The organism is Mycobacterium scrofulaceum, from assembly GCF_001667885.1.
GTDB lineage: Bacteria > Actinomycetota > Actinomycetes > Mycobacteriales > Mycobacteriaceae > Mycobacterium > Mycobacterium scrofulaceum_C.
Genome location: NZ_LZJW01000147.1, coordinates 70058 through 96137 on the forward strand (window position 1 = coordinate 70058; position 26080 = coordinate 96137).

Consider the following 26080-nt stretch of genomic DNA (forward strand, 5'->3'; position numbering starts at 1 on the left):
TACCTACAAACGCCAGCGTAGGCACCGCTGTTCCCGGGCGTCGGCCAACCCATCGCACCACATTAGGGGCGCGGGACCTGCGTGCTGGCCAACAGGCCGGTATCGGCGGCGCTGCAGTTCAGGGCGACCGCGTAAACCGCCAGGCTGCGCGGAGTGTCGCCCGGCACCACCAGCACGACGCCCGGGCGCGCGTTGACCTCGACCGGCCGGGCGCCCAGCACCTGCGTGGACGCCGGATAGCCGAGGCCGGTCAGGCAGGAGGCGCGCCGCGCCGGGTCGCCCAGTGGGCCGTAGTCCGGGGCGTGGGCAAGCAGACCGAGGATCTCGTCCTGCGACAACGGGATGGCCATGGGCGGCGTCGACACCGTGATGTGCTCGGCGGTCACCCCGGTGCTGGGGGCGGGCTCGGGCGCGTTGATCAGCGCCGCGGTGCCCACGCCGACCGCCGCGAGCAGAGCACCGACGCCGGCCACCCCGGCCACCACCCGCGCCGGCCTAACCCGTGGCCGCGCGGAATGCGCGACGGGCTGGCCGCTCCCCGCCGATTCCAGCGCCGCCGAGATCCGGGCGGTCACCTCGGGCGGGACGTCGGGCGCCGGCTCGGCACCCAGCGTCGCGACGTCGCTGCGGGCCCGGTTGAGGGCGCGCAGGATCTTCTCGGCTTCCGGATTGTCGCGAACCCGTTGGCGCACGCGGGCCGCGGATTCGTCATCGAGCAGGCCGGCCTGCAGGTCGGCGAGAAGCTCAACCGTCAGGGGCGGCTCGTCGCCTTGGTCGTCGGCTTCACCCATCCGCCCCAGTGTCCGTCATGGGTTGCTTGACGGCCATCGGTGGGGCGGGGTCGGCAGCGGCGTTCAGGTAGCCGAGCAGTTCCGCCAGACGAAGGCGAGCCCGGGCGCATCGGCTCTTGACGGTGCCCTCGGCGACGCCCAGCAGCGCGGCGGTGTCGGCCACCGAGTAGCCCTGCATGTCGACCGCCACCACCGCGGCCCGCTGCTCGACGGGCAGCCGCATCAAGGCGCGCTGCACCATGATGGCGGTCTCGACCTGGGCGGTCCGGTCAGCCACCGCGTAGACATCCTCCAGCGGGACGGTCGGGTGGGCCTTGATGCGCCGCAGCCGGTCCAGGCACGCGTTGACGACGATGCGATGCAGCCAGCTGCCGACGGCGGCGTCATGCCGGAACGCGCCGGCGCCGCGATGCGCCGAGAGCATGGCGTCCTGCAGCGCGTCCTCGGCGTCCTCGGCGGTGCGGGTGGTGAGCCGGGCGAGCCGGTGCAGCTGTCGTTGGTGGCGCAGGAACAACTCACCGAAGGCGTGGCGGTCGCCGGCGACATGCGCTGCCAGCAGCTCGGCATCACTGCGTTCGCGCTGGATGTCTCCCCGGGAGCCCACGGCCGGACAGTAACCAATCGGCCGTGGGGCGGCACTTCACCACGGGACGGATCTGTGGGCGCTCAGGAAGCGGCCTGGATCGTGATCTCCGAAAAGCCGGCCTGGCTCTTGCCGTTGGTGGTTCCCAGCGTGGAGATCCACACCAGCAGATTCGAGGTCGGCGAACCGGCCCGCACCGGAATGACGTTGTGGCCGGGCTTGAGCGTGAACGCCGGCGCCAGCACCGTGGTGTCGTTCAGGGAGGCCGGCGACGCCGTGGCCGACGACCGGATCTCGACCTTGGTGCCGCTGCTGGGGGTGTCGATGCTGACCTGGCCGATCACCGTCGCGCTCGGCAGCTGCAGCATCAGCCCTTCGCCCTGCTTGAAGCTGGGGAACGGGACGGCGTCGGTGTAGACCTCGGTGGCCCAGGCGGTCGTGGGGTCGCCGTCGATCGCCTGCCCGGCCGTGCTCGCGTTGTCGGCGTCGCCGTCGGGGGAGTAGACCGACGCCTTGGTCGGCTTGACGACGCTGCCGGCGGCCGCGGAACTGGGGGCCGACGACGAGGAAGACGACGACGGGCCGTTCAACCCCAGCTCGTCCTTGTTCAGACCGCCACCGACGTTGCCGAAGATCTTGCTCACCACCGACGCCAAGACCAGTAGGGCCACGATGATGACGGCAAGGCCGGCGCCCATGCCGATCAGCAGGTTACGGCGCCTGCGCGCGAAGGCCGCTTCGTCCGGGCCCGCGGTTTCGCGGGCGGTGGCCGGCGCGGGCGAATCGTCGATCGGACCCAGCACCTCGGTCCGGTCGGCCACCGCGGTCGCCTGCTGGAGCAAGTTCAAAAGCGTTGAGGCGCTACGTATCCCGCCGTCCTCCTGAACCGCCCGCACGGCGACGGCCGAAATCTGGAAGGGAATGCCGCGGTCGATGATCATCGGTTCGACGGGCTGGCCCGCCGAATCGCGTTCGGCCGGCGCGAGGCCGCTACGCACGCTGGACTCCGTGAGCGGCCACCGATTGACCAGCAGGGCGTAGAGCGCGGCGCCGATGCCGCGGATGTCGGCCTGCGGGTTGGCGTCCGGCATGGTGGCCGGATACGCGAGGACGACGTCACCCTCGATGCTGACGCGGACCCGGCTCGGGTGGTCGATCGACAATGCGACGCCGGCCCGGTGGGCCGCGTCGGCGGCCGCGGCCAGCGATTGCATGGCCCGGACGGCGCCGACGGGGGACGGCGCGGTGTCGGCCACTTCCTGCAGGGACCCGCCGCGCACCCATTCGGAGACCACCAAGCCGCCGTGGCCGGTGTGGACCACGTCGAGCACCCGCGCGATGCCGGGTTTGTCGATCCGGCTCAGGCGCAGCGTGCGGGACAGGATCTCCTGCAGCACGTCGTCGGGCAACGCCCCGTCGGGGTCGACGAACGTCAACGCCACCTGCCGGTCCAGCGCGGTGTCGAGCGCCTGCCAGAACTGCAGGGGCGGCGCGCCGCCGTGGAAGACCAGCAGCCGGTAGCGGCCGCCGGCGATCCGGGCGCCGGGGACCAGGTGGACGTCGTCGCCGGCCGGGTCCCCGCCGCGGTCCCGGGGCGGGTCGAACGGGGCAGCGCCGCGCCGCGATTCGGGCGGCAGGTCCCCATTGGACGGGCGCGCCGGTGATTCCGGCGCGCGCTCGGCGGGGATGTCGGGCTGGAAGTCGTCGGCAACCGGTCGTGGCAGCTCGGCACCCGACGCGGCACTCTCGATAGGGCGGTCGGTCACCTCCGGTCCTTTCGCTATCCGGGCTTGGGCTGCCCGCTCCGGAGGTCTGCGCCGGATCGGCTCCTGGACCGCATTTACCCCAGGCGGGGACGAATTCCTCTGCTCAGGGTACGTGACCGGGGCCCGCCGAGACGATTGGTCCTTTGTCACCGGTTTGCGGGGCACCGCCGCACGGCCGAGGCGGCGGCGGACGACGTCCAGCGCGGCCTGCGCCTCGGGGACGCGGGCGCCGAGCATGACCCCCGCCATGATCGGCAACATGATCACCCCCAGGATCAGCAGCCGCAACAAAGACCCCGCCGCGCCGCCGTGTGCGGTCAGCGCGTCCAGCCCCAACAGCCGGTCGGCCACATGGGCCACCAGACCGGCCAGCATCGAGGCGGTGATCGTGACCAGGATGGTGCGCAGCTCGCCTTTGCCGATCAACTGGCCGCCCGCCGGCAGCAGGGTGTGGCGCAACAGGATGTAGCCGATGATCGCGCCGGCCAGGAACCCAATGCCGTTGGCCAGCCCCAGATAACCGGCGACCAGCTTCGGGTCATCGGTGAGGTGGGGCGCCAGCACGGATCCGACGATCTTGACGGCCGTGATGACGAGGATGATGACGATCGGCGTCCAGGGCTGCTCGCGCGCGTAGAAGACCCGCAGCTGTAGCAGCACCAGCCCGTAGGGGATCAGCGTGAACGCCGACAGCGCGATCGCGGCGCCCAGGTAGCCGGCGTCGACCCCGCCGAAGTGGCCGTAGGCGAACAGCGCGCTGCCGATCGCGGGCCCGCCGACGGTCATGACCGCGACGATCGGGATCAGCGTGATCAGCGTCAGGCGGGTGGCCAGCGAAAGGTCCGCCAGCACGGCCCGGGTGTCGTCCGCGGCGGCGTTGCGGCTCAGCCGCGGCATCACCACCGTCAGCACGGTGACACCGATCATGCCGAACGGCAGCATCAGGACCAGCCAGGTGTAGTTGTAGATCGCGGGGCCCGACGCCGCCGCCGTGCTGGCGATCTGGTTGCCGACCACCAGGCCGAGCTGGCTGATCAGCACGTAGAGCACCATCGCCGCGGCCATGGTGCCGAACCGCTTGAGGCGCTCGTCGATTCCCCACAGCGGACGCAGGTCGACGCGCTGCCGGCGCAGCGCCACCAGCAGCACCGCCGTCTGCGCGAACACGCCCAGCGTGGTGCCGATGCCGAGGACCAGCAGCTTGGTGTTGCCCATCCGCACGGGGTCGACCGAGAGCTCACCGGGGACGGCCGCATACACCGCCAAGGTCGCGAGTGCGACGACGTTGTTGACGACTGGCGCCCATGCCGTCGGCCCGAACACGTTGCGGGTGTTCAAGATCGCCATGAACACCGACGTGAGGCCGTAGGCCAGCACCTGGGGAAGCAGCAGGTAGGCAAACGCGGTCGTCAGCGGCTCGTTGACCTGCGGAACCCGGCCCAGCATCAACCGGACCAGCAGCGGCGCCGCGAGCACCGACAACGCCGTCGCCAACACCAACAGCGCGGTCGTCAGGGTGACCAGGCGACGCACGAAGGCCGCGCCGCCGTCGGGGTCGCTCTGCTCGGCGCGGGCCAGCACCGGAACGAAGATGGCGGTGAAGGTCGCCTCGAGGACCAGCGCGGCGACCAGGTTCGGCAGCTGGTTGGCCACCGAGAACGCACTGGACAGCGCGGCGCCCAGGATCGCCGCCAGGAGCACGACCCGGGCGAAGCCGGTGAGCCGGCTGACCAGCGTGGCGAGGGCCATCGCCCACGACCGCGACACCAGGGCGGCGTCGGAGAGTTCGGGGCGTCGGCGGTCGATCCCCGCGGGGACGGGCGGCAGGGGACCCGTGGGCGGCGAGCCCGGGTTGCGGGGTCGCCGCGGCGGCTCGGGCAGGCGGTGCGGTTGCGGTGGGGCCTGCCGGTGGGCGGGCTTCATACTCGGTGCTCTTGTTCGACCCGGTCGTCGGCCGCGTCGTCCACCCCCGCGGATCGCGCGCCGGGCGGGTCGGGCCGGTCCAGGTCGGCGCGGTCGGGCTGGCCCCGAAAGCGGTGCCACAGGCGACGGCCGGCCAGCAACACCAGCACGGCCGCGGCCGTCAGGGTGATCGCGAACAGCACCTTGCCGTAGGCGTTGGAATGCACCGACATGCGCACCGGCTCGCCCAGCCGCAGGCCGTCCGGGGTTCGCAGCGACACGTCGATCGCGACCCGTTGGGTGAAGTTCACTTCGATCGGCACCCGCAGCGGCAGGTATCCCGGCGGCAGCTCGATCTGGCCGACGTCGGTGACCGTCATGCCCGGCGGGGCGTCGACCTGTAACCGCACCCGGATGGGAACGGCGAGGCCGTTGTGCAGCGCGAGCGGCAGCGGGCTGTGTTCGGTGGCCAGGGTGTAGGAGCCGCCCGGGTTGACGATCGTGACCGCGCCGAACAGGTCGTTGATCGTCTTGCCGACGACGGCCAGGCGCTGCTGGGCCATTCCGTTGCGGGTGTCAGGGGGCTCGGATTCGCTGAGCGCGCGCAGCATGTCTTCGCGCAGCGGCGCGGTGTACTGGATGCCGGTCAGTCCGGTGCGTTCGTCGGTGCTCAGCGCGGCCGTCAGACCCCACACCCGGCCGACCTGCCCGGCCACCAGGGCGGTGACGTCGTCGCCGAATCGGCCGCGCGCGGAGGTGTAGGCGCCGACCTGTTCGGACGGCTCGGTGCGGGCCGCGGCCTCGGAAATCACCGCCGGCAGCGACCGCGGGATCGCCAGCCCGGACCGGATGGTGGTGGTCAGCGCGGTCAGGATGACGTGAGCGTCGTCGGCCTGCAGGTTCCACGTCGCCGGCGGGACCAGGACCTGCGTGCGGGGCGCGTCGTCGTGCTGCAAGGCGTGCCAGAACATGGACCCGAGCGCGTCCTGTCGGCGCGCGGTCACCGAGTCGTGCGCGAGCCGGACGTTCAGCGAGGAATCCAGATAGGTGGGGACGGACGGCGAGCTGCCCGCCCCGGCCAGCGCGGCACCCACCGCCGGGTCGAACGGGGCAAGCACGACTTGCGGGGACAGCCGCTGCGGCGCGGTGTCCACGGTGATGTCGGAGGACGCTTGCCCGTCCGGCGCGGACAGTTCGGCCGCGGCTATGGCGACCGTGCTTTCGTTGCCGCCGAGCAGGTTGACCGCGCGGCTGGTCAACGGTCCGTCGGGCAGCAGCGTGGCCCCGTGCACGGACGCCACGTCCAGGATGCGGTCGACGATGCTGTTGACGCCGGTGGTCGCGGTGGCGCTCAGCCCGCGGTCGTTGACGCGCTGCAGGGCGTCCAGGTCGGCTTGCGCATACGGCAGCGGCGCCACGCAGGTGCGGTGTGCCAGCGCGCGGAGCCGGTTGAGCCACTCGGCGGCCGCGGCCTGCCCGGCGCCCGCGTGGGTGGGGGTGCCGGGGAGCTGCGCGGGCCCGTCGGGTGAATCGGACACCACGTAGCCGGCGGTCATCGCGTTGACGGTGACGAGCAGGTCCGGGTCGACGGCCAGACATAGCGCTCGGCCCACCGCGCCGTCGGGGTCAACGTCGTGGCTGGTCGCCACCTCGGCCGCCGACAGCAAGATGTCCAGCCTGCCGCCGCTCGCCAAGGAGGTCGCGAGGTCGTCATCGACGAGGCGGACGGGGATGGTGCCGCCGGGCACGCCGGGGGCCAGCCGGGGCCGGTCGGCCAGCGGCCACAGCATGGTCAGCCACACGGGCTTGGAGGTGTCGGGTGCGACGGCGGAGCCCGGATCGCCGCCCTGGTCGGGCGGCACGCCGACGACGGGCAGCAGGAAGCGCGCGTTGTCCAGCCGCGCGGGGGCGCCGTAATCCGGTGTGCCGTTCACGTTGACCAAGACCGGGTAGATGCCCGGCTTATCGATGCCCAGCGATTGCTTGGCGGGCGAGCGCAACGGAGCCGACAGGGTGAAGCCGACTTGCTGCCCGCGCTGCAATTCGGGAGAGACCGTGAGGAAGTCGGCGGCCGGTTGGTATTGGTCGGTGTCGCCGTCCAGGGAGGTCCTCAACGCCGCGGACGCGGTGACGGGCCCGGCGTGTTCGAGCCGGACCATGACGTCCCGGACGGGGCGGTCGCCGATGTTGGTCACCATGCCGGTGACGGTGACGACGGGTTGGCTGGACGTCGTGACCACGTCCGGCGTGACTTGGTCGATGCGAACCCGGACGAACGGCGTGACGCCGGGTTCACCGGCGGCCGCGCGCGGCACGGCGGGCCAGGTGAGCACCGCGAATCCGGCCACGATGCCGATGACTGCCGCGAGGCGCAACAAGCAGAGGCGGGATGCCGTCACGGCCCTGGCCCGTGGCCGTTCTTCCGGCTGGTGGCCGGCTTGTCGGCATGCCGGGTGCGGGAGTGCGTTTGCGGGCGGCGCCGCGGAGAGGTGGCTGGCAGCGGCGGCAGGGCGGCGGGACCGTCGGTCTGCAACTTGTCGATCAGCTCGTCGGCGACCCGGGCGAGCCGCCGTTCGTCGGCGTAAGCCAGCTTCGACGGCAGCTCGTGCACCGGCACCCAGGCCACCTCGGCGACCTCGAGGTCCTCGTCGGACAGCTCTCCGCCGGAGAAGCGCAGTAAGTAGTGGTGCACCGTCTTGTGCACCCGGCGGCCGTCGGTGACGAACCAGTAGTCGATCCGGCCCAGGGCGGCCAGCACGCTGCCGCGGATGCCGGTCTCCTCGGCCACCTCTCTTATCGCGGTCTGCTCGGCGGTCTCACCCATTTCGATGTGGCCCTTGGGCAATGACCACAGCATCCGCCCGCGCCGATCGACGCGGCCGATCAGGGCTGCCACCTGAGAGTCTCGCGGCCCGTCGAGGCCGTCGACGACCAGCCCGCCGGCGGATGTTTCGTGCACGGTCCGCAGCCGATCCGGCCCGCGTCGCGGCGAACGGGATCGGCGCGACTTCGTCGCCGTCGAGTCGGTGGGCGCTTGGCCGTTCGTCTGGTTCTCGGTCGAACTCGCAGTGCCACGACCGCGCCGCCGCCCCCGGCGCCGACGTGGCTTGCCCTGTTCGCCGTCCGACACCCAAGCGATAGTAGCTGGCACGGCATTGTCTCCCTGGACATACTCGCCGCAGGCCGGGTGTGCGATGGGTCAGGGGCGAATGCGTCTGGTCAGATCGGGCCGATCGCGTGGGCCGCGACAAAAGCGGGGATGAAGACCAGCAGGGAGAGCGGCCCGGACAGGCTGCCGATCATCATCCCGCGGCCGATCTGGCCGAGTCCGCCCGATGCCCGCGCGACGAGGGCGCCGATGCCGACGTACCCCAGCGTGGCCGGCAGGACGATAACCACCAAGGGCCACATCGGCAGAACGAACAGCCAGGTGACGAAATCCACCACGAAGACGTGCAGGAGGGCTACTGCGAATGTCAGCGGGCCGTACCGGTTGTCTGTCATCGACGGCCCTTCAGCGCAGGACCAGAAAAGCGAAGATGGTTCCGCCCGCGAGCACGACCGCCGAGCAGCTCAAGGTGCTGATGCCCAGACCGCGACTGCGCGGCGATGGCGACCTCAGCAGCGCGGCGCCGAACAGCAGCGAGACGATCGTCGTCACGACGGTGGCGGTGAGCATCCATTCGCGCTCGCCGGTGTACGCGTTGTGCGTGTAGAACGGCCACTTGCCCAGCAACCACATGGCGACCAGCAACATCGCCAGGATCACTTGCACGACGAAGGGCGCCGACCACGTCGCCGTGCGCCAGGCGCGGGTATCGAAGAAGTTCACTCGGACAGGCCCTGGCTTATGCATCGGAGATGCACCACCCGATCACCCCGCTGTCCACCTTCCCGTCGCGCGTAACGCTACTGCCGGCCGCCGGGAGGTCAATTCACCGCCCATTGCGCGACGCCTATGCCGGCGACGGGTGCGAGGCTCCTCACACGGGTTCTTCGGTTCCGGCCGACTACGCTGATCGAACGTGTCCGAAGCCGATGTCGAGCTGCTTGCCGCCGCCGCGGTTGCCCTGAATCAACACGCGCCCATGCTGCGCGAGCTGGGGTCGGCATTCGAGTCCGCGGGGCACGAGTTGTACCTCGTGGGCGGTTCGGTACGAGATGCGCTGCTGGGCAGGCTGAGTCCCGACTTGGACTTCACCACCGACGCGCGCCCCGAGCAGGTTCAGCAGATCTTGCGGCGCTGGGCCGACAGCATCTGGGACACCGGCATCGAATTCGGCACGGTCGGCGTCGGCAAGGGTGACCACCGCTTGGAGATCACCACGTTCCGCGCGGACGCCTACGACCGGGTCTCGCGTAAGCCCGAGGTGCAATTCGGTGAGCGCCTCGACGACGATCTGGTGCGCCGCGACTTCACGGTCAACGCGATGGCCGTGCGTATCACTGCCGGGGGGCCGGGTGAATTCCTGGATCCGCTCGGTGGTTTGGCTGCGCTGCGCGAGCGGGTGCTCGACACCCCGGCCGCCCCCTCGGAGTCCTTCGGCGACGACCCGCTCAGGATGCTGCGCGCCGCGCGGTTCGTCTCTCAGCTCGGCTTCGCCGTCGCCCCGCGCGTGCGCGAGGCGATCGAAGAGATGGCCCCCGAGCTGGGCCGGATCAGCGCCGAGCGGATAGCCGCCGAGCTGGACAAGCTGCTGCTCGGTGACGACCCGGTGTCCGGCATCGACCTGCTGGTGCAAACCGGCATGGGTGAGGTGGTGCTGCCCGAGGTCGGCCGCATGCAGATGGCCATCGACGAACACCACCAGCACAAGGACGTCTACCAGCATTCGCTCACGGTGCTGCGGCAGGCCATCGCGCTGGAGGACGACGGCCCGGATCTGGTGCTGCGCTGGGCCGCGTTGCTGCACGACATCGGCAAGCCCGCGACCAGGCGGCACGAGCCCAACGGCGGCGTGAGTTTTCACCACCACGAGGTGGTCGGCGCCAAGATGGCCCGAAAGCGGTTGCGCGCGTTGAAGTATTCCAAGCAGATGGTCGACGACGTCTCGCAGCTGGTGTATCTGCATCTGCGGTTCCATGGCTACGGCGAGGGCAAGTGGACCGATTCCGCGGTGCGCCGTTACGTCACCGACGCCGGGCCGCTGCTGCCCCGGCTGCACAAGCTGGTGCGGGCCGACTGCACGACTCGCAACAAGCGCCGGGCCGCCCGGCTGCAGGCCAGCTATGACCGGCTGGAGGCACGGATCGCCGAGCTGGCCGCGCAGGAGGATCTGGCGCGGGTGCGGCCCGACCTCGACGGCAACCAGATCATGGAGTTGCTCGACATTCCCGCGGGCCCGCAGGTCGGTGAGGCGTGGCGCTTCCTGAAGGAGCTGCGGTTGGAGCGCGGACCGTTGACGACCGAGGAGGCGACCGCGGAGCTGCTGAGCTGGTGGCGCGGGCGGGGGAACCCGGAGCGGTGATCGCGCGTCGGATCGTGCATGGATTACTGCATGGCCGGCGACGACGGCACGGCTTCTATGTGGCAGCGCGACCTCGATCTCGACCTTGATGGCGACGGCCGGCTCGACGCGTTCGGGCTGGACTTCGATGGCGATGGGCTGCGCGACGACGCCTTCGCGGATCTCGACGGGGACGGCATCGCCGATCACGCGGTGCTCGATCTCGACAACGACGGCACGCCCGAGGCGTACTTCACCGATGACGGATCGGGGACGTGGGGGGTCGCCACCGAACAGGGCCGACAACTGCGCTGGTTCGGCCTCGACGGTGTCGAGCACACAGGCGGCCCGCTGGTCGACTTCGACGGGCACGGGCACGCCGATGACCGGCTATTCGATAGCGACGCCGACGGGCTGGCCGATCGCGCGCTGTGCGCCGATGAGGGCGGGGTCACCGAATACGTCGACACCGACGGGGACGGCAAGTGGAACGTGCGGCTGACCGACAGCGATGGCGACGGCTTGGCTGACGGCGCGAGCGCCTTGTAGCGGCTCGGCGGCCCAACGTGAATTGACCGCTGCCCGCGGCGTATTTAGCCTGGTCAGTAGCGGCGTGACTAGGCCATGCGCCTATCGTTGCGGTCGATCAGAAAGGGGTGGCAATGTTCGTCGACACAGACCTGTTGCACTCCGGGGGCAACGAATCGCACCGCGCCGGCGGGCATGCGCAAGAGGGAGCCGACCAGCTCGCGCGAGGACCGCTGGGTTCGGGCATGTTCGGTGACTTCGCCGCCGCGGACGCATTCCACGCGGCCGTCACTGCGGCGCACACGCAGCACGTGCAGAATCTGCAGGGCCACAAGCGGACGCTGACCGATGTCGGATCGAAGGCGCACTCTGCGGCCAAAGGGTTCACCAGCATGGACGAAAACAATGCTGGCGACATGGAAGCGGTGCGACCGGGGGTTGGGGGCTCGGCGTCGACAATCTAAAGGCGCCGACGGAAGAGACGGCGCCTCGACCCATTCGCGCTGTGCGGCGCGAATGATGACGAATCGTCTGATGTAGTCACTTCCGCGCGATGTTCAGGCCGCCATGCTGCCCTCCGGCAATACCTGCTTGCTCAACGGCGAGATCGAAGCTAAGTCATAGCGACCCTCGGTGATTTCCTGCGTTGTGAGCGGCTGTCGACTGACGAGTCGCGGCCCCAGCCTCCGTAAAGGACTCGACGTCTGATTCGTATCAACGATGCTGATAGGTCGTAGAGCTGCAATGCGTGTGGATAATTCAAGAGAATGGATCGCAAGGTACTGGGATGGGAGGAGGGCTGCGTGGGAGATCCGCCTCCAAGCTTCGGCGGGGTAGCGCCTACCGGGCCGCCACCGGGGCATTGGCAGCCCAACTATCAAACCCGACCCGTACGGCGCCCACGCACGTGGCCATCGCTGGCTCTGGCATCGGTTGCGGTCGTGCTGGGCGCTGTTGCGCTAGTTGTGTCATCCGCAGAGTCGACGAATCACTCCACACCAGAACCGGCGACCACCTCGGCGGCACCCACGTACACAGCCGCCGAGACGTCCGCAGCGCACAAGAAGCTTTGCGACGTGTACAACTTGGCCGCACGAGCAGTCCAGATAGAAACAAACGGTGCAAGCCCGGAGCGGGCGGGCATTGCTACGGTCAACGGCGCCGTATTGCTGGGGCAAGCGTTGGATGCTTCTCCCGCGACCTCGCCAAGTGATCGCGCCGCCGCTGTTGCCCTAGCGGAGGCGTATAGCAACGCCGCTGCTGTGGCGAGCTTTGGGGATTCAGCTCAGTGGCAGTCGACAATCGCCGACGTCAATGCCAAGGATGCGGGCATGAAGAGGGTGTGTGGAGGGGGCTGACTTGCAATTAGAGAGCGCAGATCACGTTGTGAACTGTCGCGATGACATCTTCCTGGTCCCGCCCCCCGCGATGTCGTCAGGCCAGCCAACATGAGCCTGCGGTCGACTACGAGATTTACCTTAACGCCCGCCGGGTAGACGCAGTGACGCGCAGCCCGAAAGGATCGAACATGCAACGAAGGCGCGACTCGCGGTGAATTGCTGCCGCTCCTCCGCTTGCTTCAGTATGGGAGTTGAAGGAGTTCGTGGGCGGGTCGGGGTCTGGGCGGCAGTGACCTGAAGGACGGTGCATGTGGAGAACCAATCTTGGTGACAGGCCTTCGGGCTGGCGGCCCACCCAGCCGGGGGAACTGCTGCGGATATCACGCGATGCTTAGTAACGCAATTTCGAAAGATGCTGCTATGAAACAGGTTTGCGGTGGCGGTTGACCTTCCGCCTGGCAAGTGGACAGCGGCGTTGATCGGACCTTGGTGGCCGATGCCGTCAACGACCCTGCGTGGCGCCGCTCAGCATTGGAGCCAAGCATGCACGGAGCAACTGTTGTTTTCGGAGGGCCTCCGAAGTCAGTGGATGACGATCGCGGCGAGTAATCAGGGCCACACAGCCGACGACCTCATATCCAGGTACCAGCAAGGCGAGAAGCTTCATCTCGATCTCGCCGAGAAGTACCAGGCCAAATCGGCGGCCTTCAACTCAAGCGCTGACGCAATCGACTATCTCCGAAGCAGATTGACTGACATAGCGAATATGGGAAATCGCGAGATCGATCAAATTCTAGCTTCGAAAAAGCCACTACCCGAGCAGGTCGCGGAGATACAGGCTGTTCAGTTGCGTTGCAACGGCGATGCCGCGAACGCAAGCATGAATGCGGGCGACAAACTCATGACGGCGACTCAAAAAATTCTTGACGCCGAGGGCGTTGGTGGTGATGCCCGAACCTGGGCTCGTGAAAACGGTTTCAACATCGGCGACGTGCGCCCACCCCAGCAGATCGGTGAATCCGACGTGAGCGGATTGACGCATTCCGCTTTCGGCGGAAGCCAAGGGCCTGGTGGATCGATGTCGGGAGGGGGTGGGTCCTCGGCTGCTGCCACACCGGCCGGTTTCGGCGGCACGCAGGGACCGAGCACATCTTTGCATGGTGCGGGCGCTGGGCCTTCACCACAGCCCGCCGCTTTCGGTGGTACGCAGGGATCTATCGGGTCATTGCCAGGTGGACAACAAGCCCTCACATCGCCAGGGGTCCACGTCCCCGGCGGTGGTGGATCGCTCTCGCCCGGGATGGCAGGCGCACCCGCCAGCCCCATGAGCATGTCGCCCGCCGGCTTGGGCCAGACTGGCTCACCCAACTTGGCGCAGTCGTTCGCATCCGGGATGGCGACGGGACAACCGGCCGGCGCTGGCGCTCAAGGGATTTCGTCCGGCGCGGTGAATGCATTGGAATCGGGATCGGGTACACCGCCGCAAGCCGGTCCGCCGGCAGGGACGCCGCCTGTGGCACCGACTTCACCCAGCGCTGGGGTATTCATCCCCACAGGCACGCCGGCCGACGCGCCTCCGCCTGCCGCTCCAGCAGCGCCTACAACGGGAGGAACTGCGCCGGTAGCGCCGGTAATCACCGGGGGTTCATGGTCGGGACCGTCCGCGCCGGTAGCTGGTGGCCCGAGCATCCCTGCGGGTCCGCTGCCCGCGTACGGCTCCGACCTGCGACCGCCGGTCACGGCGCCTCCCGCGATGCCTTCTTCCCCGGCGGGGCCCGTTTCGGGCGCGCCAGTTGCCCCTTCGGCGGCATCGTCCCCGTCGGCGGGTGGACCGCTGGTCTCTCCGGTTGAACGCGGAGCAGCCGGAACCGCGGCCGGGCAGGCGGGCGCGAATTCGTCAAGCATGCTGGGCGCATCTGCAATGTCAGCGGCAACCGGTGCTACGGCGGGTGCGGTGTCCAGCAGGGCGGCCGAGCAGCAGCGGTTGCAACGGCTCGTCGATGCGGTAGCCCGCCAAGAGCCGCGAATTTCGTGGGCGGCCGGCCTGCGCGACGACGGCGCCACCAGCCTGCTTGTCACCGACCTCGCCGGCGGATGGATACCTCCGCACGTCAAACTGCCGGCCCACGTAACCCTGCTCGAACCAGCTCTACGTCGTCACGATGCCAACGTCGTCGACTTACTAGGAGCCGTGGTGGTCGCCGCCGCTCACGAGCACAACACCTACGTCGCCGAATCAGACCCTGAGGCACCCACGCTGAGCGGTGATCGACCAGCCCGCTCGGCCGCGCCCAAGGTTGACGAACTTGGGCCAGCCCTCGTGGAAGCTGTGCGCCGGCGCGATGGTCTGCCGCGAATTGCGCAAGCTATCGCGGCGCCGGCGGTACGGAATACCGGCGTGCTTGACAACGAGACCGAGCTTTTGCGCAGGTGCATCGCCGACATTCAAGAATCGGTCCTCACGGCGTATCCAGATCATGATGCGGCTGCTGTCCAGGATTGGATGTTGCTGGCGGCCATCGAAGCCCTGATCGATGGACATCAGTATCTGGCGAACTACCACATGGCATGGTTCGACGTAACCAGCCATCTGACCAGCACCTAAAAGGACGTGAGCACGCGGCGCCCGAATCCAGGGTGAATACCGTTTCTCGACGGCTATGCCAAACTGAGTAAATAAGCAACTGCGTGTGCGAGAGCGCACTCGAAGTGATCGCCGGTTTGCGAGCGGGGTGGAGGTGAAGGCATGTCCGGAGGCGATGGCACCATCAAGAGCTCCCCGTGGATCTTGGGCGGCCTATCCGGTGCGCCGGAAGCACCGACGCCGATGCCCTTCCCTGTTTCCGTGGGCGGAACCAGTCCGACCGACGGGCAACGAGGAGCACTTGAAGCCGCCGCTAACGGCGGTGTCGCGAAAGACGCCGCAGATGCCGCAGCCGCCGACGCCGACCGCCGAGCTCACGCGGCCGACGCGGCCGCGAAATTCCCCGCCAACGAAGCTGAATCACAGCAGCAGATGCAAAACGTCGGCCAGCAAGCCCCGCAGATGATGCAACAGATGCTGCAGAGCATCACGGGCGCGCTCGGCGGTGCGGTCGGCGGCATCATGGGCCCGCTGACGCAGCTACCGCAACAGGCGATGCAGGCCGGCCAAAGTGCGATCCAGCCGCTGATGAGCGCGGTTCAGGGCGCCCACGGTGCCGGCCTCGCCGACGAGTCGCATCTGGTCGACAGTGTCGGCCCGGGCTCGGGTGCCGGCGGCGGTGCCGGTTTGGGCGGTGGGGGCGGCGGTCTCGGTGGCGGCGGCGGCACAACCCCGGCCAGCTCGCTGGGTCCGCCTCCGGTGCCAACGTCCTCCCCGCCGACGACTCCAGCCGGGGCGGCCAAGGCCGTAGCGGCGCCCCCAGTCAGCGGCGGGCCGACCATGTCGGGGCAGAGCGGCATGGGCGGCATGGGCATGATGCCACCCGGCGCGATGGGCGCGGGCGGCGAAGGCGGCAACAAAGAGAAGCCACCTGAAAAGCGCATATCGGCCCCGGGCGTCCCCAACGGCCAGCCGGTCAAGGGCCGCCTGACCATGCCGCCGAGCGCTCCGGGTCCCAAGCCGGGCGAGGAAAAGCCCACCGTGGTCACCAACCGGCCCAACCGGCGAATCGTGATCATGCCCGCCGACGACGAGCCGAAGGAATAGCTCAGCTGCAGCGCCACTCCCATGCCACTCGGAGGTGAGTGGTTGGGTCATCCGGTCGGCAGTAGGGTCGCTACGTAATCAAGCGAGTTCGGGTCACTCGTTATTGACACCGCAACCGCGAATTCGTGCATGCTATTGACACGGGTTTTTCGCGGCCAGAGGGTGTGGGAGTAGCTGGGGTGTCCAGGACGGATGGGCGCAAAGGGGACCAGGGTGGGGCAGTCGTTGACTGATCCGCTGGCGGTGCAGGCGTTGACGGCGCTGTCTCGCGGCCACGGCTTGTTCGCGCACGAGCTTATCGCCGCTCCGGTCCGAACCGCCCAGGAACGTCCCGAAGTCAGCACCGAGGGTCTTCCCGCCGCCGCAGCGACGAAGTCCACGAACGCGTTGACCGAACTGCGCCGGACCACTGACACCGACCGAGCGCTCGCGCACATCATGGCGGCAGCGCGCGCCGACCATGCGCAGGCAAGGACGGTGACGCGACGGGTCCTGGACGACGCGATGGCCGACACGACATCGGCAGCCGACACCCCGCTGGCGCGCCGCGAGGCGATGGCCCGGATGGCGGCCAGGCTGCGCGCTCAGCACCGGCACGTCGCCACAGTACGAATAAGGGCTCGGCTCCTGGCGCTGCGGATAAGGCGGCTGCGCTACCGACAAAGGCGGACAGCGATGCGAGGCGAACAGGGCATCGGGCGGGCGGCGGTCGCTGCGGCGATCCGCAAAGCCTTGGATATCAAGGGCATTCACGACCCGGCGGCGCGCGCCCGCTGGGAGCGCGGCATGGATCTGGTGGCTCGCCGCGAATCCAACTACAACGCCGGGGCGGTCAACGACTGGGATTCGAACGCGGCACGTGGCACGCCGAGCAAGGGCGCCTGGCAGTTCATCGCGCCAACCTTCGCGGCCTATCACGAGCCGGGAACGTCGCGGGACATCCACAATCTCCTGGCGCAGGCGTGCGCGTTCATCAACTATGCGATGGGCCGCTATGGGGTCTCCGCCGATGCGTCGAATTTGGCCGATCGGATTCAGCAGGCCGATCCTCGCCGAGCACCCAAGGGGTACTGAGCATGCCGCTGAGTTTGTCGAACCGCGACCAGAATTCCGGTCATCTCTTCTACAACCGACGCTTGCGAGCGGCGACCACCCGGTTCTCGGTGCGCATGAAGCACGACGACCGCAAGCAGACCGCCGCGTTGATGTTGTCGATCCTGTTGGTGGCCATCGCCTCCGGGTGGATGCTGCTGCTGAACGTGCTGAAACCTACTGGCGCCGTTGGTGAATCGGCGATCATCGGTGACCGCGACTCCGGCGCGATCTACGCCCGCATCGACGGCCGGCTATACCCGGCCCTGAACCTGACATCCGCCAGGTTGGCCACCGGCACGGCGAATCCTCCGACGTGGGTCAAGCGCAGCGAGATCGCGAAGTATCCGACCGGCCCGCTCATCGGCATCCCCGGGGCCCCGGCGGCGATGCCGGTGAACCGCGGCGCGATCTCGGCGTGGGCCGTGTGCGACACGGCGGGCCGCCCGCGCAGCGGGGAGAAGCCGGTCGTCACGTCCATCGCCGGCACGCTCAACGGCGGCGACCGCGCGGCACCCCTGGCCGAGGACGCCGGCGTGCTCGCGACCTTCGAGGGCAACACGTATGTGATCTGGGGCGGCAAACGCTCGCAGGTCGACCCGGCCAGCAGAGCGATCACTCTGAGCCTGGGCCTGGACCCCGGAGTGACGTCGCCGGTGGAGGTTTCGCGCGCCCTGTACGACGGTCTGCCCGCAACCGAGCCGCTACGCGTCCCTGACGTTCCTCAGGCGGGCACGCCGTCGACCTGGGTTTCCGGTTCCCAGGTGGGTGCGGTGCTGCAGGCCCAAACCGCCGGTGGCGGTAAGCAGTTCTACGTGCTGTTGCCCGATGGGGTGCAAAAGATCACCAGCTTCGTCGCCGACCTGCTGCGCAGCGCGAACTCCTACGGGTCGACGGCGCCCCGCGTGGTGACCCCCGACGTGCTGGTCAACATCCCCCAGGTGAACTCCCTGCCGGTTGACTATTACCCGACCAAGCGTCTGAATTTCGTTGATACCGCGGCGAATCCGACCACCTGCGTTGGTTGGGAGAAGGGGTCGACGGATCCGCAGGCCCGCGTCGTCATCTACAACGGGCGGGGGCTTCCGGTCTTCTCCTACCTCGACGACCGGATCGTGCACCTGGTGCGCGACGACCGCGACCCGGCGTCGGTGGTCGCCAACCAGGTGCTGGTGTTGCCGGGCGCGGCGAACTTCGTCACCTCGACCAGCGGGGTGATCACGTCGGATTCCCGCGAATCACTGTTCTGGGTGTCCGACAACGGTGTGCGGTTCGGCATCGCCGCCAACGACGACACGATGCGCGCACTCGGGCTCGATCCAACGTCTGCGGTGCAGGCGCCGTGGCCGTTGCTGCGCACTTTCGCTGCGGGCCCGGCCTTGTCGCGGGAGGCCGCGCTCGTGGCTCGCGACACCGTGCCGGCGCTGGGCAAGGCGGCTGTCGTGACGACATCGGCGAAGGTGGGAGGTTAGGCGATGTCCAAGAAGGCGTTCCCCATCAACCGGGTCAAGATCGAACCGCCGAAACCCGTTCGGGTGGCACCCAATGCGCCGATCGCCCTGCCCGAGCGCGAGCCGCGCAACATCTGGGTGATGATCGGGGTGCCGGCACTCATCGTCGCGCTTATCGGCACCATCGTGATGCTCTACGTCTCCGGGGTGCGAAGCCTGTCCACCGGGTTCTTCCCGCTGATGGGCATCGGCGCGTTCAGCATGCTGGCGTTCTCAGGGCGCTTCGGGCGGGCGCGCAAGATCACCTGGGGCGAAATGGAAAAGGGTCGCCGCCGCTACCTGCGGGACCTGGACAGCAACCGCGACGAGATCCAGACCGCGGTCTGCGCGCAACGCGAATGGCAGAACGCAGTGCACTCGGACCCCCGCGGGCTGGGCGCGATCATCGGCGGCCCGCGGATGTGGGAACGCGGTCGTGGCGATGCGGACTTCCTCGAGGTGCGGCTTGGCACCGGCGTACAGCACGCGCCCGACTCGGTGTTGTCGGTGACCTGGCCCGACATCGCCTCCGACGAGGAGCTCGAACCCGTCACCGGACAGGCGCTGCGCGATTTCATCTTGGAACAGCGGAAGATTCGCGACATCGCCAAGGTGGTCAACCTGCGATCGGCGCCGGGCTTCAGCTTCGTCGGTGAGGACCTGGACCGGCTGCGCTCGCTGCTGCGTTCGGTGCTGTGCTCGCTGGCGGTGTTCCACAACCCGCGCGACCTGAAGTTGATGGTGGTCACCCGCAGTCCCGAGGCGTGGTCATGGATGGTGTGGCTGCCGCACAACCTGCACGACGAGTTGTTCGACGCCTGCGGCTGGCGGCGGCTGGTGTTCGCCACACCGGAGGAGCTGGAGGAGACCCTCGGCGCCGAGCTGCACATGAAAGGCAAGCGCGGCGCCTGGACGCCGCTGGCGGCGGCCAGCCCGACCGCGATGGGCTCAGCGCTGGAAAGCGGTTCCGCCACCGTGGATCTGGGACCGCACCTGGTGATCGTGGACGACAACACCGGCAGCCCCGACGCGTGGGAGAGCGTGGTCGGCCAGGTGGGCAAGGCGGGAATCACGCTGCTGCGCATCGCATCCCGGGTGGGTACCGGAGTGGGATTCGCGCAGGACCAGGTCTTCGAGATGACCGAGCGGCACGGCCCAAGCGCGAACGGCGAAGCCAAATTCGGCCGCAACGGCTTCGACGCCGACGGCGAAGACGGACGTCCGGCGCCCCTGCTGCGGGTGCGTGACAAATTTTTCGCCCACGCCGACCAGCTGTCGATTCACCGCGCCTATCGGTATGCGCGCGCGATGGCGCGGTGGTCGCCGACGAGCCGCAGCGAGATCGACGATTCAGCCGGCGGCGCCGCCGAGTTGCTGCGCGGGCTGGGCATCGTCGATCCCCGCGAGCTGGACGTGGACCGGCTATGGGCCGAGCGGCGCGGCCGCGGCGACGAACGGTGGTGTGAGATTCCGGTCGGCGCGAAACCCACCGGCGAGTTGCAGAACATCATCATTCGCGCGAAAGACTTCGGCGGCTTCGGGTTTCACTCCGTCGTCATCGGCACCAGTGGGTCGGGTAAGTCGGAGTTCTTCCTCTCGTTGGTCTACGGCATCGCGCTGACGCACTCCCCGGAGACCTTCAACGTCATCTTCGTCGACATGAAGTTCGAATCGGCCGCGCAGGACATTCTGGGCATCCCCCATGTGGTGGCCGCCCTGTCGAACCTCGGCAAGGACGAGCGGCATTTGGCCGAACGCATGCGCCGCGTCATCGACGGCGAGATCAAGCAGCGCTATGAGTTGTTCACCTCGGTGGGTGCCCGCGACGCCAACGACTATGAGGAGATCCGGCTCGCCGGGCGCGACCTCCCGCCGGTGCCGGTCCTGCTGGTCATCGTCGACGAGTACCTGGAACTCTTTGCCAACCACGAGAAGTGGATCAACCTGATCATTCACATCGGGCAGGAGGGCCGCGGCGCCAACGTGTTCTTCATGTTGGGCGGGCAGCGCCTGGACCTGTCGTCGCTGCAGAAAGTCAAGTCCAACATCGCGTTCCGCATCGCGCTGCGGGCCGAGTCCGGCGACGACAGCCGCGAAGTGATCGGGTCGGACGCCGCTTACCACCTGCCGTCGAAAGAAAACGGCTTCGCCCTGCTGAAAGTGGGGCCGCGCGACCTGGAACCGTTCCGGTGCTTCTACCTCTCGGCGCCCTTCGTGGTACCCAAGGCCAAGGAGGTGTCGACCACGGTCGACATGACGCTGACCAAGCCGCGGCTTTACAACTGGCAGTACCAGCCGCTCGATGAGTCGGACGCCGCTGCGTTGGAAGCCGCCGCTGCCGTCGACACCGAGCCCGACGAATTCCTCTACCACGACGACGGTTTCAAGAGGAAGAAGATCGTCGACGTGCTTCGGGAGTCGCTGCACCAGGTTCCGCACCGGTCTCCGCGCCGGCCCTGGCTCGAGCCGCTGGAGGACCCTGAGCCCATCGACACCCTGGTGGCCGCCTACCGCGGCAAGCCGTGGCATGTCGACTACGGCGAGAACCCGGGACTGATGTTCCCGGTCGGCGTGATGGACATCCCCGAGGAGTCCAAGCAGGTGGTCCACGCGGTCGACGCGCTGCGCAGCAACGTCATCGTGGTCGGGGCCAAGCAGCGGGGCAAGACGACGGCCCTGATGACGCTGATGTCCTCGGCCGCAACGATGTACAGCCCGGCGCGTGTGACGTTCTTCTGCATCGGCGGTGCGACCCTGGCGCAGGTGGCCTCGCTGCCGCACGTCACCGACATCGTGTCCCCGAAGGACGCCGAGGGCATCGAGCGGATCCTGAGCAGCATGGACGCCCTGATCGACGCGCGCGAGGACTCGTTCCGCCGGCTGAGAATCGACCTCGACGGCTTCAGGGAGCGCCGGTTCGGGCCCGGCAGCGATGGCCTGGGCGGGACCGATCCCAATGACCCGTTCGGCGACGTCTTCGTGGTGGTCGATGACTACGACGACGTCTACTCGAAGGACACCATCCTGGGGGATCGGATCATCTCCCTGAGCAGCCGCGGTCCCGAGTACGGCGTGCACGTGATGTGCAGCGCGGGTGGCTGGATCCACGGCCAACGACAGAGCCTGTTGCAGAATGCCACGGCCCGAATCCAATTGCGGCTGGCCGACCCGAGCGAAAGCCAGATGGGGCATTCTTCGCTCGAGTCCCGCGACGCCGCGCGGCGTACGCTGAACCGCCCGGGTTTCGGGCTGACCGACAGCTTGCACGAGCTGCGCGTCGGGATCCCGGCGCTCACCGACCCCGCCACCGGCACGCTGGTGAGCATCGTCGACGTCGGCGCGCGGATCGCCGATGTGGCTGGGGTGACGAAACACGCGGTCCTGCAGCGGCTTCCGCAGCGGGTGGAGTTGCGGGCGATTCTGGAGTACTCCGCCGCGCATCCGATCGGCGACGACCTGTCCATCGCTTTCGCGATCGGCGAGCGCCACGAATTGGGCCCGGTGCCGTTGAAGCTGCGGGAAAGCCCGGGCTTGATGATCCTGGGCCGGCAGGGCTGCGGCAAGACCCTGTCGCTGGTGTCGATCGGCGAGGCGATCATGAGCCGGTTCAGCCCGGAGGAAGCCCAGCTGACGCTGATCGACCCGAAGACGGCACCGCACGGTCTGCGCGATTTGAGCGGACCGGGGTACGTGCGCGCGTATGCCTACGACCAAGACGAGATCGACGAGGTGATCACCGCACTCGCGCAACAGGTTCTGCTGCCCCGGCTGCCACCGAAGGGGCTGAGTCAAGAAGAGCTGCGCACGCTCAAACCGTGGGAGGGGCCACGGCATTTCGTGCTGATCGACGATGTGCAGGACCTGCGCCCCGATCAGAGCTACCCGCCCAAACCGCCGGTGGGGGCGGCGTTGTGGAAGCTGATGGAACGCGCCCGACAGATCGGCCTGCACGTGTTCACCACCCGCAACAGCGCGAACTGGGCGACGCTGCAGATGGATCCGTGGATGAGGTTCCAGAACTCGGCGAAGGTGGCGCAGCTGTACATGGACAACGACCCGCAGAACCGGATCAACCGCTCGGTCCGGGCCCAGGCGCTGCCGCCGGGGCGCGGGCTGATGGTGAGCGCCGACGGCGACGTCGAAGGGGTACTGGTCGGGATGCCGGCTACCGCGCAGCAGCAGTAGCGGCCGTAACCGGCACCCGCACAGCGGATTTCGACCCGATGCTGGCCCGGCGGGGTAGCGTGCGCGGCCACCAGAACCAGCGGCCCAGCAGCGCCACGATGGAGGGCACGATGAAGGCCCGCACCACCAGGGTGTCCACCAGCAACCCGACCGCGATGGTGCTGCCGATTTGGGCGATGCTGAGCACGCTGCTGCTGAGCAACGCCAGCATGGTGATCCCGAAGACGATGCCGGCAACGGTGACCACCCCGCCGGTGCCACCGAAGGCCCGGATGATGCCGGTCTTGATACCCGCCGACGATTCGTGCTTGATGCGCAGGGCCAGCAGAAGGTTGTAGTCCGCGCCGACGGCGATCAGCGCGATGAACGCGATCGGGGCGACCGCCCAGTGCAGATCGTGGTGGAGCAGGTGCTGCCAAATCAGCACGCTGGCACCGACTGCCGACGCGTACGAGGTGACGACGGTCCCCACGACGACCAAGCCCGCGACCGGGCTGCGCAGCATCGCCGTGACGATCAAGAAGATGAGGACCAACGCGGCGCCGACAAGCAGTTTGGTGTCACCTGCGACGAAGCGCCGCAGATCGGCGGTCACCGGGCCCACACCGGCAAGGTCGACCTCCACCGGCGCCAGGGTGCCTTCCTTGGTCGCTTCTCTGATGGCAGCGCGGACCAGCTCGGCCCGCTTGGCGCCGTCGCCACCCCACTCCGAGCCATCGCCATAGACCGAAAGGTAAGCGGCGCGGCCATTCCCGGAAAGCAGATGACTCAACGCGGCGGCGTATCGCGGGTCGGTCAGCGCCCGCTGCGGCATGTAGAAGTCCGCCGCCGCGCTGCCCTGAAATTGCGTCGCGATCTCGTTCAGATAATCGGTCAGCTGGCGCATTTGGGGTCCGACGGTGTCAGACAGGCTCAGCAGGTCATGGGTGGCGGAACGCGCCCGCGCCAACGCGTCTTTCATCGATGTGACGCTTTGGGGCAACCCGGCGATCGCGGCTGCGGCCGTGTTCGAGCCGCTGGTCAGTTTCGCGGTGCCCGCATCCAGCCGCGCCGACGTCTCTACCAGGCTGTCGACCGGCTGAAGCACTCGATCCACCGTCGAGCAGATGGGATTGGTCGCGCAGTCGGGGGTCCGACCAACGAAGTCCCGCAACGGGTCGAGGTAACCCGACACATTCGTGACGTTCCGCTGGAGCCCGTCCATACCGGCGCGCATGTCCGCCGCGGCACCGGACATGTCGGCCAATCCCGCGCTGCCACCGCGCAATCCACTCCCGAGGCCGTCCACCGCGAGCTGCGTCTGCGCCAGCGCGCCGTCCAGCTCGGACACCCGCTTCAGGCGCTGGCTCAACGAGTCCACCGTGTCTTCGAACTGACGGCCGAGCACGCCGGCCTGATAGCTCAACGTTGCCTGTTCGGGAACCTTGCCGTCGGGTCGGCTGGCGGACCGCACGGCCCGCACACCCGGTACGGCCATGATGTGGCGCGTGATCCTTTCGATGGCAATCAGGCCGGCCGGGTTGCGCAAGTCGTGGTCGGCCTGGATCACGACGACGTCGGGCAACAGTTCGTTGGCCGCGAAGTGCCGGTCGGCGCCGACGTAGCCGCGGTTGGAGTCGGTGGACGACGGCGTGGCGGCGGGTTCGTTGAAACCGACCCGCATGCCGGCCAGCGGCAACGCCACCAGCAGGGTCAACCCGCCCGCGGTGACGAGGATCGGTCCCGGCCAGCGGGCCACCGCCGTCCCGACGCGGCGCCAGCGCCGAGCCGTCCTCGACGGCCGCGGTTCGAGGTAACCGCGGCGGATCGCCAGGCTCATCAGGGCGGGCGTCAGGGTCAGCGCCGCCACCATGGTTGCCAGAATGCCGATGGCGCAGGGCAACCCGGCGCTGCGGAACGACCCGACCTGCGCGAACACCAGGCACGCCAGGGCCACCGACACCGTCAGCGCCGATCCGATCACCACCGGGGCGATGGAACGGTAGGCCTGCGTCAACGCCTCGGTGGGCGCGACGCCGCCGCGGCGGGCCTCGTGGTAGCGGCCGACGAGAAAGATCGCGTAGTCGGTGCCGGCGCCCAGCGTCATGGCCGCCATCAGCGCGACCGAGAACAGCGACACTTCAACGACATTCGACTGGCCGAGCGCGGCGACGACGGCGCGAGCCAAGGCGAGGGCGAGTCCGACCGAGATCAGCGGAATCGCGGCGGCGACCGGGGATCGGTACACCACCAACAGCAAAAGCAGGATGAGACCGATGGTAGCGGCGGTGATCCCGAGCATCTGTCGATCGATCGCGGAGAATTCGTCGACGATGGTGGCGCCGGGGCCGGTGACATGGACTTCGAGGCCGGCCGGCGGCGAGAGCCGGTGGGCGGTGGCGCGAACCGCGTTCACCGAATCGCGCGCCTGCGCGGTGCCCAGCATTCCGGCCAGCCGGACCATGACGCTGACGGCCCGCCCGTCGGGGCTTTGCGCCCCGGCGGCCGTCGTGGGTTGCGACCATAGGTCCGTCACCGCATAGACGTGCCGCCGATCAGAGCCCAGTGCCGTCGTCATCGCGTCGTAGAACTGCCGGTCGCGCGGCGTCAGCCGCTGATCACGTTCCAGCACAACGTAAACGAAGTTGTTGCTCGGTTCCTGATCGAACAGCTGGGCGGCGCGCGAGGCGGCGACCGCGCTCGGTGCGTCGGTGGGCATGAAGGAGCGGGCATGCGAATCGACCACACGCTCGAGTTGGGGGACGGCCAGGTTGGCGACACCGGCGGCCAGGATCCACAGGCCGACGATCAGGACCGCGTATCGACCGGTGAATCGAGAGATGAGTCCCGGTCGGTCATGCAACGGTCTGCCGATCGCCGCTCGGTCCACCGAAGAGGCCTACCGCCACGTGCTCGCCACGCGTGAGCGACCGTACCCGCAGCGACCTCCGGGAGCCGATCCGCACCAGTGCGTGCAGGCCCGGTTCGGCGGCTTCGAGGTCGGCCCGCACCTGTTCGGCCGCCACGCCCTCGTGTGCGGCCTGGTCCAGCTTGGCCACCAGCATGGTGATCCAGCGCTGCCCCAGCGAAAGCAGCAGGCCCTCCTCGTCACCGAACAGCCGGGGTACCTCGGGTGAGTCGGTGACCAACGCGAGCGCCGCCTCGGGGTCGATCTCGGCGGCTTTGATCACTTCGGCCATGAAGGCCATCCGGTCGTGCAGCTCTGTCCATGTCATGACTGAAACGCTAGGAAACGGCCCGGCGTTGCGCGTCGTGCCGAAGTGCA

At 68.6% G+C, this 26080-nt stretch carries 18 protein-coding genes; 8 read left to right on the forward strand and 10 right to left on the reverse strand.

Annotated elements, in window-relative coordinates; all coding sequences use genetic code 11:
* Positions 1 to 62 precede the first annotated feature (62 nt).
* From A5681_RS21180 to A5681_RS21210, 7 genes are all read right to left on the reverse strand, one after another.
* Positions 63 to 791, reverse strand: a complete 729-nt coding sequence (locus tag A5681_RS21180) for a hypothetical protein (protein WP_067279825.1) — start codon at positions 789 to 791, stop codon at positions 63 to 65.
* Positions 784 to 1395, reverse strand: coding sequence for an RNA polymerase sigma factor SigM (gene sigM / locus A5681_RS21185; protein WP_067279828.1), 612 nt, complete (start codon positions 1393 to 1395; stop codon positions 784 to 786). Before sigM ends, A5681_RS21180 begins: the two co-directional genes overlap by 8 nt.
* A 62-nt stretch (positions 1396 to 1457) precedes the next feature.
* The gene (locus A5681_RS21190; RefSeq protein WP_067279831.1) at positions 1458 to 5063 is read right to left on the reverse strand and encodes a murein biosynthesis integral membrane protein MurJ; all 3606 of its coding nucleotides are present in this window, start codon (positions 5061 to 5063) and stop codon (positions 1458 to 1460) included.
* Positions 5060 to 7441, reverse strand: coding sequence for a hypothetical protein (locus tag A5681_RS21195; protein ID WP_067279834.1), 2382 nt, complete (start codon positions 7439 to 7441; stop codon positions 5060 to 5062). The genes A5681_RS21190 and A5681_RS21195 overlap by 4 nt, the downstream gene beginning before the upstream one ends.
* Positions 7438 to 8172, reverse strand: a complete 735-nt coding sequence (locus tag A5681_RS21200; RefSeq protein WP_067279837.1) for an NUDIX hydrolase — start codon at positions 8170 to 8172, stop codon at positions 7438 to 7440. Before A5681_RS21200 ends, A5681_RS21195 begins: the two co-directional genes overlap by 4 nt.
* An 89-nt stretch (positions 8173 to 8261) precedes the next feature.
* On the reverse strand, positions 8262 to 8489 hold the full coding sequence (locus A5681_RS21205; protein ID WP_082968476.1) for a hypothetical protein: 228 nt from the start codon (positions 8487 to 8489) through the stop codon (positions 8262 to 8264).
* Positions 8490 to 8556: 67 nt separating this feature from the next.
* Complete coding sequence (locus A5681_RS21210) at positions 8557 to 8874, reverse strand: hypothetical protein (RefSeq protein WP_231996385.1); 318 nt, start codon at positions 8872 to 8874, stop codon at positions 8557 to 8559.
* 193 nt (positions 8875 to 9067) lie between these two features.
* Between A5681_RS21210 and A5681_RS21215 the strand changes: the two genes are divergently transcribed.
* From A5681_RS21215 to A5681_RS21225, 3 genes are all read left to right on the forward strand, one after another.
* Positions 9068 to 10510 carry a CCA tRNA nucleotidyltransferase gene (locus A5681_RS21215; protein ID WP_067279846.1) on the forward strand — a complete coding sequence of 481 codons (1443 nt, stop codon included), beginning with the start codon at positions 9068 to 9070 and terminating at the stop codon, positions 10508 to 10510.
* 18 nt (positions 10511 to 10528) lie between these two features.
* Complete coding sequence (locus A5681_RS21220; protein WP_067279850.1) at positions 10529 to 11038, forward strand: pullulanase; 510 nt, start codon at positions 10529 to 10531, stop codon at positions 11036 to 11038.
* A gap of 113 nt (positions 11039 to 11151) precedes the next feature.
* Positions 11152 to 11481 carry a DUF2563 family protein gene (locus tag A5681_RS21225; protein ID WP_067279854.1) on the forward strand — a complete coding sequence of 110 codons (330 nt, stop codon included), beginning with the start codon at positions 11152 to 11154 and terminating at the stop codon, positions 11479 to 11481.
* A gap of 1687 nt (positions 11482 to 13168) precedes the next feature.
* Here the strand turns inward: A5681_RS21225 and A5681_RS28070 are convergent.
* Positions 13169 to 13420, reverse strand: a complete 252-nt coding sequence (locus A5681_RS28070) for a hypothetical protein (RefSeq protein ID WP_331710669.1) — start codon at positions 13418 to 13420, stop codon at positions 13169 to 13171.
* Positions 13421 to 14341: 921 nt separating this feature from the next.
* Between A5681_RS28070 and A5681_RS28075 the strand changes: the two genes are divergently transcribed.
* The 5 genes from A5681_RS28075 to eccCa all read left to right on the forward strand — a co-directional run bounded on the left by A5681_RS28075 (position 14342) and on the right by eccCa (position 22815).
* The gene (locus A5681_RS28075; RefSeq protein ID WP_331710670.1) at positions 14342 to 14962 is read left to right on the forward strand and encodes a DUF5631 domain-containing protein; all 621 of its coding nucleotides are present in this window, start codon (positions 14342 to 14344) and stop codon (positions 14960 to 14962) included.
* 141 nt (positions 14963 to 15103) lie between these two features.
* Positions 15104 to 16048 carry a hypothetical protein gene (locus tag A5681_RS21240; RefSeq protein ID WP_419866342.1) on the forward strand — a complete coding sequence of 315 codons (945 nt, stop codon included), beginning with the start codon at positions 15104 to 15106 and terminating at the stop codon, positions 16046 to 16048.
* A gap of 192 nt (positions 16049 to 16240) precedes the next feature.
* Positions 16241 to 17122 carry a transglycosylase gene (locus tag A5681_RS21245; RefSeq protein WP_231996386.1) on the forward strand — a complete coding sequence of 294 codons (882 nt, stop codon included), beginning with the start codon at positions 16241 to 16243 and terminating at the stop codon, positions 17120 to 17122.
* A 2-nt stretch (positions 17123 to 17124) separates the two neighbouring features.
* On the forward strand, positions 17125 to 18612 hold the full coding sequence (eccB, locus tag A5681_RS21250) for a type VII secretion protein EccB (protein WP_067279863.1): 1488 nt from the start codon (positions 17125 to 17127) through the stop codon (positions 18610 to 18612).
* A gap of 3 nt (positions 18613 to 18615) precedes the next feature.
* Positions 18616 to 22815, forward strand: coding sequence for a type VII secretion protein EccCa (gene eccCa, locus A5681_RS21255; protein WP_067279867.1), 4200 nt, complete (start codon positions 18616 to 18618; stop codon positions 22813 to 22815).
* On the opposite strand, the gene A5681_RS21260 is transcribed toward eccCa, so the two are convergent.
* Positions 22796 to 25657: an RND family transporter gene (locus A5681_RS21260; protein ID WP_067279870.1), complete on the reverse strand. Its 2862-nt coding sequence runs from the start codon at positions 25655 to 25657 to the stop codon at positions 22796 to 22798. The genes eccCa and A5681_RS21260 overlap by 20 nt on opposite strands.
* Positions 25650 to 26030 (reverse strand): hypothetical protein, encoded by a 381-nt coding sequence (locus tag A5681_RS21265; protein ID WP_067279873.1) that lies wholly within the window; start codon positions 26028 to 26030, stop codon positions 25650 to 25652. Before A5681_RS21265 ends, A5681_RS21260 begins: the two co-directional genes overlap by 8 nt.
* Between the last annotated feature and the right edge of the window lie 50 nt (positions 26031 to 26080).

Excerpts from the sequence above, each read along its gene's own strand:
- A5681_RS21180 (WP_067279825.1), bottom strand. The coding sequence starts at position 791 with ATGGGTGAAGCCGACGACCAAGGCGACGAGCCGCCCCTGACGGTTGAG.
- A5681_RS21190 (WP_067279831.1), bottom strand. The coding sequence starts at position 5,063 with ATGAAGCCCGCCCACCGGCAGGCCCCACCGCAACCGCACCGCCTGCCC.
- eccCa (WP_067279867.1), top strand. The coding sequence starts at position 18,616 with ATGTCCAAGAAGGCGTTCCCCATCAACCGGGTCAAGATCGAACCGCCG.
- A5681_RS21265 (WP_067279873.1), bottom strand. The coding sequence starts at position 26,030 with ATGACATGGACAGAGCTGCACGACCGGATGGCCTTCATGGCCGAAGTG.
- A5681_RS21240 (WP_419866342.1), top strand. The coding sequence starts at position 15,104 with ATGTCCGGAGGCGATGGCACCATCAAGAGCTCCCCGTGGATCTTGGGC.
- eccB (WP_067279863.1), top strand. The coding sequence starts at position 17,125 with ATGCCGCTGAGTTTGTCGAACCGCGACCAGAATTCCGGTCATCTCTTC.
- A5681_RS21220 (WP_067279850.1), top strand. The coding sequence starts at position 10,529 with ATGGATTACTGCATGGCCGGCGACGACGGCACGGCTTCTATGTGGCAG.
- A5681_RS21245 (WP_231996386.1), top strand. The coding sequence starts at position 16,241 with ATGGGCGCAAAGGGGACCAGGGTGGGGCAGTCGTTGACTGATCCGCTG.
- A5681_RS21225 (WP_067279854.1), top strand. The coding sequence starts at position 11,152 with ATGTTCGTCGACACAGACCTGTTGCACTCCGGGGGCAACGAATCGCAC.